Annotated in this window: 8 protein-coding genes and 1 pseudogene; 6 read left to right on the top strand and 3 right to left on the bottom strand. The window is 61.7% G+C overall.

What is annotated here, in order from left to right:
- A pseudogene (locus tag JJN09_RS00005) lies at positions 1-2,028 on the bottom strand (retention module-containing protein); the annotation flags it as partial.
- A 533-nt stretch (positions 2,029-2,561) separates the two neighbouring features.
- Between JJN09_RS00005 and JJN09_RS00010 the strand changes: the two are divergent.
- From JJN09_RS00010 to JJN09_RS00020, 3 genes are read left to right on the top strand one after another with little or no spacing between them, the layout of a single operon-like run.
- Positions 2,562-3,926, top strand: a complete 1,365-nt coding sequence (locus JJN09_RS00010; RefSeq protein WP_249484921.1) for a TolC family outer membrane protein — start codon at positions 2,562-2,564, stop codon at positions 3,924-3,926.
- Between the two features lie 30 nt (positions 3,927-3,956).
- A complete protein-coding gene (locus JJN09_RS00015; RefSeq protein ID WP_249484922.1) occupies positions 3,957-6,116 on the top strand; it encodes a type I secretion system permease/ATPase in 2,160 nt (719 codons plus the stop codon).
- 9 nt (positions 6,117-6,125) lie between these two features.
- Entirely contained in the window at positions 6,126-7,487 is a 1,362-nt protein-coding gene (locus JJN09_RS00020) for an HlyD family type I secretion periplasmic adaptor subunit (protein ID WP_249484923.1), read from the top strand.
- Positions 7,488-7,647: 160 nt separating this feature from the next.
- Here the strand turns inward: JJN09_RS00020 and JJN09_RS00025 are convergent, their stop codons facing one another.
- Positions 7,648-8,244 carry a tRNA-uridine aminocarboxypropyltransferase gene (locus tag JJN09_RS00025; protein WP_249484924.1) on the bottom strand — a complete coding sequence of 199 codons (597 nt, stop codon included), beginning with the start codon at positions 8,242-8,244 and terminating at the stop codon, positions 7,648-7,650.
- Positions 8,245-8,248: 4 nt separating this feature from the next.
- Positions 8,249-9,142 carry a LysR family transcriptional regulator gene (locus JJN09_RS00030; protein WP_039772530.1) on the bottom strand — a complete coding sequence of 298 codons (894 nt, stop codon included), beginning with the start codon at positions 9,140-9,142 and terminating at the stop codon, positions 8,249-8,251.
- Between the two features lie 428 nt (positions 9,143-9,570).
- Here JJN09_RS00030 and speB point away from each other — a divergent pair, with 428 nt between their 5' ends.
- Genes speB through JJN09_RS00045 form a run of 3 tightly spaced genes read left to right on the top strand, consistent with a single transcriptional unit; the run spans position 9,571 to position 12,521 of the window.
- Positions 9,571-10,521 (top strand): agmatinase, encoded by a 951-nt coding sequence (gene speB / locus JJN09_RS00035; RefSeq protein WP_003222717.1) that lies wholly within the window; start codon positions 9,571-9,573, stop codon positions 10,519-10,521.
- A 9-nt stretch (positions 10,522-10,530) separates the two neighbouring features.
- Positions 10,531-10,953, top strand: coding sequence for a nuclear transport factor 2 family protein (locus JJN09_RS00040; protein WP_249484925.1), 423 nt, complete (start codon positions 10,531-10,533; stop codon positions 10,951-10,953).
- Between the two features lie 56 nt (positions 10,954-11,009).
- Positions 11,010-12,521, top strand: a complete 1,512-nt coding sequence (locus JJN09_RS00045) for a cytosine permease (protein ID WP_249484926.1) — start codon at positions 11,010-11,012, stop codon at positions 12,519-12,521.
- Positions 12,522-12,652 lie beyond the last annotated feature (131 nt).

The raw sequence follows: 12,652 nt of genomic DNA on the forward strand, positions 1-12,652 counted from the left end.
GGTGCTGGTGTCGCCGTCCGAATCGGTGATGGTGTAGGTGAAGGTTTCAGTGCCGTTGCCGCCACCGTGCAGGGCTTTGAAGTCGGCGTCATTAGGGTTGACGGTGTAGGTGTAAGTGCCGTTGGCGTTGAGCACCAGAGTGCCGTAAGTCCCAGTAAAAGTACCGGCAGTGATCGGGCCAGCGTTCGGCCCTGTCGGGACGCGGTCGGCGCCTTGCACGTCGTTGGTCAGGACGTTGCCAGTCAGAGTCAAGTTGGTTTCAGAAGCCGTGCCGGCGTTGCTGTCGTCCACGCCTTTCGGCAGATCGTCGACGATGTTGACACCCAACGAAGCGTTGGCGGTGGTGCCGTTATCGTCCACGACGGTGACCGCAAATTGTTCGTTTAGCGTGTTCGCGCCGTTGGCGGTGGGGTGGGCGTCGTTGTGATCGAGGGTGTAGCTGTAGCTGACGACGCCGGTGGTGGCGTTGAATCCGGTGATGGTGAGCGTGCTACCCAGCGGAGTCGTGACCGATTGCGGGAAGCCTGCGGCAACACCGTTAGTGACAACGGCGATGCCGCCCACAGTCAGCGTGGTCACGCCGTCCAAAGCCGTGATGGTAAACGTGCCGCTCTGAGTCAACGCCGCCGAATCCGGGGCGCTGCCGAGGGAAAGGTTTTTCTCGAAAACCGTCAGCTCGCCACCCTCGACGTTCAAGCCGTTGATGAGCACCGGATCGTCGTTGTTGTGGATCTGCAAAACCAGATTCGCAGTGCTGCTGTCGCCGTCGGAATCGGTGATGGTGTAGGTGAAGGTTTCAGTCCCGTTTCCGCCGCCGTGCAGCGCTTTGAAGTCCGCATCATTGGTATTCAGCGTGTAGGTGTAAGTGCCATTGGCATTCAGCACCAGGGTGCCGTAAGTCCCGGTGAAAGTGCCCGCAGTAATCGGGCCGGCATTGGGGCCGGTCGGGACGCGGTCAGCACCTTGCACATCGTTGGTCAGCACATTGCCGGTCAGCGTCAGGTTGGTTTCCGAAGCCGTGCTGGCGTTGCTGTCATCCACCGCTTTGGGCACGTCGTCAGTGATGTTCACATCCAGCGAGCCAGTCGCGGTATCGCCGTTGCTGTCGCCGGCGATCACCGTGAAATGTTCGCTGAGGCTATTGGCGCCGTCACCTGACGGATGGGCGTCGTTGCCGTTTAGGGTGTAGCTGTAGCTGACCGTGCCGTTCGCCGGGTTGTAACCGGTGATGGTCAAGGTGTTGCCCAGCTGCGTGGTGATCGATTGCGGAAAACCGACGGGCACGCCGCCGACGATCACGCTGATGCCACCGATGCTCAGGCTCGTCAGGCCGTCGGGCGCCGAGATGCTGAAACTGCCGGCCTGGGTCAGCGCGCCGGGATTGGCAGCAGAGCCGTCCGGCAAATTGGCTTCGTTAAGCGTCAGTTCGCCCCCGGGCACGTCGAGGCCCGTGAGGGTGACCAGGTTATTGACCGGTGGCGGGAGGATCGGCGCCGGCGTGTTGTCGCCGTTATCGACTACCACGTTATGGCGTTCTTCAGGGAACTCGGGAATGCCACCAAAACCGGCCGTGGGGAAACCGATGACCGGATCGACCCGGCCGGCCACCTCGGTCAGCAATACGAAGCTGTGGCCACCACCCTTGCCGCCGTTGGTGTCACCGGGAGCATCGGGGCCTGCGGCGGTGGCTTCAGCGGACTTGGTCGGGTCGTCACCGGCGGCGATGGCTTTCTGGATCTGTGCGACATCGGTGAGCTGGGCATCGCTCGGAGTCAGTGCTTCCGGGGCATCCACATGCGGCGCGTGGTTGGCCAGCAATTGTCCGGTCATGGTCAGGCTGCTGTCCCGGCCCAAGGTCAGTTCCTGGCCATTTTGCAGATGGACGGCAACCGCCCCCTCTGCACCCGTGATCAATTGATCCCCGGCAAACAGTCGATCGCCTTCAACCAATGCACGCCGACTTCCGTCTGCCGATTGAGCGAAAACCTGACCAATGACTTTAGTGACGATCCCGATGAGCGTTGCCATGTGCATTTCCTCCGCTGCCGACCACCGTCGGCACTGGTTCGCGAAGCAGCCCATGGCTCAAGCGGGTTGTCGGGGCGACGCTCGCACCTCGACAGTTCGTTTCGCAGGTTGTGCAAATTCAGAAATCCCAGCGCCATCAAGCACTTGGAATCCCTGATCGATGCAGCACGCCCACTAACGCTACGTAACGGTGGTGAATCACCCGAGTGACAAAAAACTGTCGCTCATTGGCCGCTACGCGTCCCTCCCCTTTAGCAGTACTTCGCCCGTATGTCGCAAAGTGAGTGGAACTTTCCTCAAGCCTTTCTGCACTCCCTAAAGCACATAAAACAAAGGCTTTCGAATGGAACAATGTGCCGGATTCGGCGAAGCGCATAAGTTTTTTTTGGCATAAGCCATATGAAAATTTTTTCTTAGCTACGCTTCAGGATGTTCTTAGCTCTGTTGTAACAGCGATGAAACGCCAAACCTAAAAAATATCGTCAATAAATTGGCGACAGCAATACACCATCAGGACTCAGGGAGATGCACCCATGCGCGTTCTAACCCCCCTCTGCAGCGCGGTTTTGCTGGCCATGGCTTGCACTTCCCAAGCTCAGGCCATGAACCTCACCGAAGCTATTCAAAGCACCATTGCCACTCACCCGGAACTGGCTTCGCGCGTGGACGCCAAACTGTCGGCCGATGAACAGGTGAAAGTCGCCAAGGGCGGCTTCTATCCTTCCGTTGACCTGAATGCCTCGTACGGGCGCGGCTACAGCGACAATACCAATACTCGTTCACTGACACCGAGCGGCCACAACACTGAAATTCTCAATTACACCCAGTCGGAATTGCGCCTGCGGCAAATGCTGTTCGACGGGTTCAACACCGCCAACGAAGTCGAGCGCACCAAAGGCGTGTCCAATTCGCGCGCGTACTACGCGCAAGGCACCGCCCAGGATCTGGCCCTGCGCACCATTGAGGTCTATCTCGAAGTGCTCAAGCGCCGCGAACTGGTGACCCTGGCCAAGAACAACCTGCAAGCGCACTTGCGCGTCAACGATCAGATCGGCCTGCGCACCCAGCGCGGCATCGGCAGCACCGCCGACTCCGATCAGTCGGTCGCCCGAAAGGCGCTGGCGCAGAACAACCTCGACACCGCCGAAGTCGATCTGGCGGATGCCGAATCGAACTTCTACGCCGTGGTCGGACGCATGCCCGATGAGCTGGAAGAGCCGGCCTCGACTCGTGGCGAGTTGCCTACCTCTTTGCCTGAAGCCCAGCAAAGCATGGTCGAGAACAACCCGTACCTGAAATCCGCCCAGGCCGACGTGCAATCGGCCGAGAGCCAGTACGAAGTCGCCAAGTCGCCGTTCTATCCACGCTTCGATGCGGAAGCGGCGGTCGGCGCCAACAACAACGTGCAGGGTGACGAGGGCCACGACAACGAATGGCGCGTCGGCGTGGTGATGAACTACAACCTGTTCCGCGGCGGCAGTGACAAGGCGCGACTGGCCTCCGATGCGCACCAGATCAACCAGGCCATGGACATTCGCAACAACGCCCTGCGCCAGCTCAACGAGAACATTCACCTGGCCTGGAACGCCATGGTCAACGCCAAGAAGCAGACCCCGACCGCCCGCGAATACGCCGAAACCACCAAGCGTGTACGCGCCGCGTATCAGGATCAATTCGGCCTCGGCCAACGCACCCTGCTCGACCTGCTCGACAGTGAAAACGAGCTGTACAACGCCAACCGCCGCTACACCGAAATCCGCTACACCGAGGAGTATTCGATGTACCGCGTGCTGGCGAACATGGGTCAGTTGCTGAGCAAGCAACGGGTGGTGCTGCCCGCCGACGCGGTTGCCGCTACCGAGGTGAAGAACGAGGCACGCTTGCCTGAACTGAAGTAGTCCCGATGATGTAGCCAGGGAGCGATCAATATGACCAGCATGGAACCCGGGGCCTCCGGGATCGATCCGCGGTTGAGCTTCGATGACCCGTTACTCGACGGTCTGTTGATCCTCTGCAAACTGCATGGCGCGACGGTCAGTCGCGCCAGCCTGAGTGCGGGGCTGCCCCTGGACAAACAACGCCTGAGCCTGGACTTGCTGCCCCGTGCAGCAGCCCGGGCCGGGTTGCAGGCGCGATTGCTGCGCCGCGACCTCAAGGACATCTCCCCGCTCAACCTGCCGGTGCTGTTGCTGTTGGGCAATGGCCGCACCGCCGTGCTGCGGCGCTTTGCCGATGACGGCAAGGCCCTGATTCTGCCCAGTGAAGCCGATGGCGGCGAACAGTGGGTCAGCCGCGAAGAACTCACTGAACACTACACCGGCCAGGCCCTGTTCGCCCGGCCACGGCATGAACTGGAAGACCTGCGCTCACCGCTGGTGCCAAGGGTGCAGGCCTGGTTTCGCGACACCCTGAAGCTGTCGAAATGGCTGTACAGCGACGCGATCCTCGCCAGTTTCCTGATCAACCTGCTGGGCCTGATGGTGCCGCTGTTCGTCATGCAGACCTACGACCGCGTGGTGCCGAACCAGGCCACGTCGACCCTGTGGGTGCTGGCCATCGGATTGCTGATCGGCACCGGTTTCGAACTGGTGCTGCGGGTGGTGCGTGCGCACCTGCTGGACACCGCCGGCAAGAAAACCGATGTGATCCTTTCCGCGACGTTGTTCGAGCGCATCACCGGCATGGCGATGAAAGCCCGGCCGGCGACCATCGGTGGATTTGCCCAGAGCATTCATGACTTTCAGGGCCTGCGGGAATTCCTCACCGCCGTGACCCTGACCAGCCTGATCGACCTGCCCTTCGTGGTGCTGATGCTGGTGGTGATCGGTCTGCTCGGTGGTTGGCTGGTGGTGATTCCGCTGCTGGCGTTTCCGATCACGATCGTGTTCGCGATGATCATTCAGGTTCGTTTGCGCGACACCGTACAGAAAAGCCTGAGCCTCGGCGCCGAGCGTCAGGCATTGCTGATCGAAACCCTCGGCGGCCTGGAAACCCTCAAGGCGTGCAGCGCCGAAAGCGAGCGCCAGTACAAATGGGAAAGCACCCACGGCGCCCTCACCCGCCTCGACAGCCACGCGCGCAACCTCTCGGCGCTGGCGACCAATGGCACGCTGTTCATCCAGCAATTCTCGGGGATGGCGACCATCGTCGCCGGGGTCTACAGCATCATCGCCGGCAACCTCAGCGTCGGCGCGCTGGTCGCCAGTTACATGCTCGGCAGCCGCGTGCTTGCGCCACTGGGCCAGATCGCCGGGTTGATCACCCGCTATCAGCAAGCGCAACTGACCATGAAAAGCACCGACGCGCTGATGTCCCTGCCTCAGGAGCGCGACGGCAAACAACGGCCGCTGGAGCGCACGCAATTGCAAGGCGCGCTGGACGCCAATGCGGTGACCTTCCATTACAACGGCCAGAACGCCCCGGCCCTGAGCAACGTCAGCTTCAGCGTCAAACCCGGCGAGCGGATCGGCATCATCGGCCGCAGCGGTTCCGGCAAAAGCACGTTGGCGCGACTGGTGATGGGCTTCTACGAACCGGAGGAAGGCCAACTGCTGCTCGACGGCCTCGACCTGCGGCAACTGGATGTCGCCGACCTGCGCCAGCAGATCGGTTACGTCGCCCATGACCTGCCGCTGCTGGCCGGCAGCCTGCGCGACAACCTGACCCTCGGCGCCCGCTACGTCAGCGATTCGCGGATGCTCGAAGTGGCCGAACTGACCGGCGTCACCGAGCTGGCCCGCCAGCATCCGCAAGGTTTCGACCGGCCGGTGGGTGAGCGCGGACAATTGCTTTCCGGCGGCCAGCGCCAGGCGGTGTTGCTGGCCCGGGCGCTGTTGCTCGACCCGCCGATCATGCTGCTCGACGAACCCACCAGCGCCATGGACAACAGCAGCGAAGACGTCCTGCGCCAGAAACTTCACGGCTGGGTGCAAGGCAAAACCTTGCTGCTGGTCACCCACCGCACCTCGATGCTGAGCCTGGTGGACCGGTTGCTGGTGCTGGACAATGGCCGGATCGTCGCCGACGGTCCGAAAGAAGCGGTCATCGATGCACTGCGCAAGGGCCGGGTCGGCTCGGCGGCGGTCTAGGAGTTGCCCATGTCTGCTTCCTCGTCTTCAAAACCGCGCGGTTACTTCGACAGTTTCGGCAAAAGCGCCGAAGCCGAATTCATGCCGGAAACCGCCGGCGCGTCGTTGCAGGATTCACCGCGCTGGTCGCGGATCACCGTGTGGCTGGCGGCGGCGCTGCTGATCAGCGCGCTGGTCTGGGCCAAGTTTGCGGTGCTCGAAGAAGTGACCATGGGCGAAGGCAAGGCCATTCCGTCGAGCAAGGTCCAGGTGATCCAGAACCTTGAGGGCGGGATCGTCACTGAGATCTTCGTGCGTGAAGGGCAAATGGTGAACAAGGGCGACACCCTGCTGCGCCTGGATGACACGCGGTTTCTGTCGAACAAGGGTGAGAGCGAGGCGGATCGCTATGCGTTGATGGCCCAGGTCGAGCGTCTGTCGGCGGAGTCGGAAGGCCGACCAATGAAGCTCTCGGACGAAGTCGTCAGCAAGGCGCCACAGGTGGCCGAAGATGAACGTGCGCTGTACGACCAGCGCCAGCGGCGGCTGGCCAGTGAACAGCGCACTCTCACCGAACAACTGCGGCAGAAGACTCAGGAACTGGCGGAGTTTCGCTCCAAGCAGGGTCAGTACAGTTCCAGCCTGGCGCTGTTGCAGCAAGAGATGAACATGTCATCGCCGCTGGTGGGCACCGGTGCGGTGTCGCCGGTTGAGATCCTGCGGCTCAAGCGCAGCGCGGTGGAGATTCGTGGGTCGTTGAACGCCACGACCCTGGCCATTCCCCGGGCCGAATCGGCGATCAACGAGATCAAGAGCAAGATCGACGAATCGGAACAGACCTTCCGCTCGGACGCGGCCAAGGACCTCAACCAGAAACGCACCGACCTGTCGAAAATCACCGCGTCGAGCATCGCCATCGACGACCGCGTCAGCCGCACCACCGTGACCTCGCCGGTACACGGGGTGATCAAGCAATTGAAGGTCAACACCATCGGTGGCGTGGTTCAGCCGGGCAGCGACATGGTGGAAATCGTGCCACTGGAAGACAACCTGCTGATCGAAGCCAAGGTCCGTCCGCAAGACGTGGCGTTCCTGCATCCTGGCCAGAAAGCCATGGTCAAGTTCAGTGCCTACGACTACACAATCTACGGCGGACTCAGTGCCAAGCTTGAACTGATTGGTGCCGACACCATCACTGATGACAAGGGCAACAGCTTCTACTTGATCCAGGTGCGTACCGACAAAAACCACTTGGGCGGGGATGTGAAACCGCTGCTGATCATCCCGGGGATGGTGGCGACGGTGGACATCATCACCGGGGAGAAAAGCGTGCTGGATTACCTGCTCAAACCGGTGCTGAAGGCGCGGACCGAGGCGATGCGCGAGCGCTAGTGATTATCCGGACTTTGCAGTGAATGATCTGGCCCCATCGCTGGCAAGCCAGCTCCCACAATGTTTGTGTTGAACACAAAAACTGTGAACACCCAGTAACCTGTGGGAGCTGCGGTGCGACGATTCGACTTGCCAGCGATGGGGCCAGCAGGAGCAATGATCATTTTTCAGAATGATTGCGCTGGAAGGTCTCCTCCCCCATCGCCGCAATCTGCCCCTCGATCAGCGCCTCAAACGGCTTGAGCAACGGATCGAAAGAGGCCGGAGCTTCCAGCGTCTGCAACGCCTGAACAATCGCCTCGATGGTCGACAACGCCCCCGGCCCCGGTGCCTTGCGCAGCCGATACCGTGAAATCCCGCCCTCCGCCAGCGTCACCCGTGGCAACGCCGCCAGCAGCGGATTCAGATGCAACATCTTGCGCGCCTTACGCCACGTGCCGTCCGGCACCACCAGCAACAGCGGTTCATCTGACGCGGTGTAAGCCTGCATCGGTTGCGCATCGTCCGCCGGAAACAGCAACCGCGCCCGATACCCCGGCCGATTCAACAGCGCGGGCAAATCCTCGAACACTTCACCGACGATCAGTTCGGCATTGTTCAAACCGAGCGCCGCCAGCCGAGCAGTGTTGAGCGCGTGATTGACCTCACTCGGGTGCTGCAACAGCAACACGCGGGTGCGGCTGTCGAGGCTCGGGATCAGCGGGCACAGGCAGTGGGTTTGTGGGCGCAGGCAGCGCGGGCATTGAGGTCTGGACATGTTCTTATGCCTGATTGAGCTGCGCTTTGAGCAGATCGCGGAAAGTCTGGATCAGCGGCTCGCGGCTGCGGCCACGGCGCATGATCATGGAAAACGGCGCCTGATAACCGAAGGTCGCCGGCAACAGCACCCGCAGATCACCCTTGTCGGCCCAGGCCTGGGCGTAGTGCTCCGGCAGGTAACCGATGTAGGCGCCGGACAGCACGAGAATCAGCTGCGCCTCCATACTTTCCACGGTCGCGGCGCTGTGTTTGAAACCGTGGCGGGCCAGTTCAGCCTGGCTCCAGTAGCCGCGACCGACCATGCGTTGCTGGGTGATGACTTGCTCGGGAATCCGCCGCTCGTTGAACAACGGGTGACGGTTGCTGCAATACAGCCAATGTTGTTCGCGGTAAAGCGGCATGTACACCAGACCGCTCATGCGCGTGGAAAACGCGCCGATCGCCAGATCGAGTCGGTTGTCCTGCACACCGAGTTGCAATTCGTAGGGGCTCATCACCGACAGATGCAAATGCACCGCCGGGTGTTCCTGGCTGTAGGCACCGATGGCTTCGGCGAACGGCAAGGCCTTGTCGCTGACCGTGGAGTCGATCACCCCCAGATTGAGCGTGCCGCGCAGTTCGCCCTTGAGCGCGGCGGCGTACTGCTCGAAACCTTCGAGTTCGGCCAGCAGGCGCAGGGTTTCCTGATGGAACAGTTCACCCTTGCTGGTCAGACTGAAACCACCGCGGCCGCGATGGCACAGCACCAGGCCGAGCGCGGCTTCGAGCTGGCTCATGTAAGTGCTGATCGCCGAGGTCGACAGGTTGAGTTCCTGCTGCGCGTTGGCAAACCCCTGATGGCGCACGACGCTGACGAAGATGCGCAAAAGTTTCAGGTCGGGTAAAGCGTTGGCCATGTCTACTCCGGGGCTGGGAACTGCGTCGTCTGTTGGAACCACCCCTCACCCCAGCCCTCTCCCCAAGGGGGAGAGGGGGAAAGGGAGCCGATCTCCATGGCTTCAAATCCTGCGTCTGCCTCACGACCTTCCTGAGTTCGACCGATATTGCAGGTCGATGTACCTCTGAAGAACAACTCCGTCGGCTCCCTCTCCCTCCGGGAGAGGGCTGGGGTGAGGGCTACGATCCCGCGCCGAACGAACATCCAGAGAAGCGCAAAGTCTATCCCGCCCCTCCCCATTAGTTTAGAAAAATCTGAACTAAGTATTTGCCCGTAGCGATTCTTCCCCGCCACTACATTTCGCAGAATCGGCCCCACAGCGGTGCCCGTGACCTTGCGAATGCGGTGCGCCGACATAAATAAAACAAAGACGATGAGGCCTTACCCGTGGACAAGATTCTTCACCAACCACTGGGCGGCAACGAAATGCCGCGCTTCGGCGGCATCGCCACCATGCTCCGACTTCCCCATGTACCGACCGCTGCCGGCCTGGACGCTGCCTTCGTTGGCGTGCCACTGGACATCGGTACTTCGCTGCGCCCCGGCACCCGCTTCGGGCCGCGCGACATCCGCACCGAATCGGTGATGATCCGCCCGTACAACATGGCCACCGGCGCTGCGCCGTTCGACTCGCTGTCGGTTGCCGACATCGGTGACGTGGCGATCAACACCTTCAACCTGCTCGACGCCGTGCGCATCATCGAAGAAGCCTACGACAACATCCTCGAGCACAACGTGATCCCGATGACCCTGGGTGGCGACCACACCATCACATTGCCGATCCTGCGTGCCATCCACAAAAAGCACGGCAAGGTCGGTCTGGTGCACATCGACGCCCACGCTGACGTCAACGATCACATGTTCGGCGAGAAGATCGCCCACGGTACGACCTTCCGTCGCGCCGTCGAAGAAGGCCTTCTGGACTGCGACCGTGTGGTGCAGATTGGTCTGCGTGCCCAGGGTTACACCGCTGACGACTTCAACTGGAGTCGCGATCAGGGCTTCCGCGTTGTTCAAGCCGAAGAGTGCTGGCACAAGTCGCTGGCGCCGCTGATGGCCGAAGTGCGCGAGAAAGTCGGTGGCGGCCCGGTGTACTTGAGCTTCGACATCGACGGCATCGACCCGGCCTGGGCGCCTGGCACCGGCACCCCGGAAATCGGTGGTCTGACGACCATTCAGGCGATTGAAATCGTTCGCGGCTGCCAGGGCCTCGACCTGATCGGCTGCGATCTGGTAGAAGTCTCGCCCGCTTATGACACCACCGGCAACACCTCGCTGCTGGCCGCCAACCTGCTGTACGAAATGCTCTGCGTACTGCCTGGCGTGGTCCATCGCTGAGGATCGGTCATGAACGAGCTCAATCAGGTCTTGAAAGCTGCTGCCGATCTGGTGGCGGCGTTTGCCCGTAACGATCGCGAAGCCTACTTCGGTGCATTCAGCAGCGACGCAAGCTTCGTGTTCTACACCCTCGAACAGCCCCTGCTGTCGCGCGATGCCTATCAGGCGTTGTGGGACAACTGGCGCGCCGAGGATGGCTTCGAGGTGCTGTCCTGCACCTCGAGCAACGCCTTCGTCAGCCTGCAGGGTGACGTGGCGATTTTCATCCATGACGTGGCCACCGAGCTGCGCATGCAAGGGGAGCAACACTTCAGCCAGGAGCGCGAGACGATTGTTTTCAGGAAACAAGCGTCGAGCCTAGAACAACAAGGCCATTGGCTGGCCTGCCACGAACATTTGTCCGCAATGCCGGAAGGGCTGCCATCCCCTTAGCCAAACAGGTGACGCCTCACACACGATGAGGCGCGCCTTTATGATCGGAGCAGATCATGAATAACAACAACAAAGACCAAAGCCTTACGCAGATTGAAACCCACGGGGTCGAACAGATCCCGGACAACGAACGCACCGCCGGTCCCGTGGATTTGTTCCGCATGATCTTCGGCGGCGCGAATACCTTTGCCACCGCCGTGCTCGGCAGTTTCCCGGTTTTGTTCGGCCTGTCCTTTCAGGCGGGCGTCTGGGCGATTGTGTCGGGCGTGCTGCTTGGCTCGCTGATCCTCGCACCGATGGGCCTGTTCGGCCCGCTCAACGGCACCAACAATGCCGTGTCGTCCGGTGCGCATTTCGGCGTGCACGGGCGGATCGTCGGTTCGTTCCTCTCGCTGTTGACCGCCATCGCCTTCTTCTCGCTCTCGGTGTGGAGTTCGGGAGATGCGCTGATCGGTGGTGCGAAACGCCTGATCGGCCTGCCGGAAACCGACCTGACCCTGGGCCTGGCCTACGGTCTGTTCGCGATTCTGGTGCTGACCGTGTGCATCTACGGCTTCCGCTTCCTGCTGTGGGTGAACAAGGTTGCGGTGTGGAGCGCGAGCCTGCTGTTCCTGCTGGGCATCTTCGCCTTCGCCGGTCCTTTCGATTCGCACTACGCCGGCACCGTCAACCTCGGCCAGCCGGGCTTCTGGGCCGCGTTCATCGGCGCCGCGCTGGTGGCCATGAGCAACCCGATTTCCTTCGGCGCGTTCCTCGGCGACTGGGCCCGCTACATCCCGCGTGAGACTTCGCGCAAGCGGATTATGGCGGCAGTGATTTTCTCGCAGATCGCCACCTTCATCCCGTTCCTGTTCGGCCTGACCACCGCGACCATCGTGGCGATCCAGGCGCCGGACTACATCGCGGCCAACAACTACGTCGGCGGTCTGCTGGCAGTGTCGCCGAGCTGGTTCTTCCTGCCGGTGTGCCTGATTGCGGTGATCGGCGGCATGTCCACCGGCACCACGTCGCTGTATGGCACCGGGCTGGACATGTCCAGCGTGTTCCCGCGCCTGCTGTCGCGGGTCAAGGCGACGTTGCTGATCGGCGTGCTGTCGATTGCCTTCATCTTCATCGGGCGCTTCGCGGCGAACCTGGTGCAGAGCGTGTCGACCTTCGCCGTGCTGATCATCACCTGCACCACCCCGTGGATGGTGATCATGATCATCGGCCTGGTGGTGCGTCGCGGCTTCTACTGCCCGGACGACCTGCAAGTGTTCACGCGCGGCGAGCAAGGCGGACGCTACTGGTTCAGCCACGGCTGGAACTGGCGCGGCCTGGGTGCGTGGATCCCGAGCGCGGCGGTCGGCCTGTGCTTCGTCAACCTGCCGGGGCAGTTCGTTGGTCCGCTGGGTGAACTGGCCGGCGGCATCGACATCAGCCTGCTGGTGACCCTCGGTCTGGCCTCGGTGATGTACCTGATGCTGCTGAGCCTGTTCCCGGAACCGTCGCTGGTCTACGGCCCGAAGGATCCCCGGAGCAAAGGCGCCCATGCGCCGGCTGAAGCGGCGCTGCGTCAGGCTGCCTGATTAACCCTGTGGGAGCGGGCTTGCCCGCGATGACGGCGGCACATCCAGCAACGATGTGACTGACAGACCGCTATCGTCGGATCGCCGCCCGGAGCAAGCTCGCTCCCACAAGAAACCAAACTTGTTTCAAC

It is taken from the genome of Pseudomonas sp. HS6, from assembly GCF_023375815.1.
Lineage (GTDB): Bacteria > Pseudomonadota > Gammaproteobacteria > Pseudomonadales > Pseudomonadaceae > Aquipseudomonas.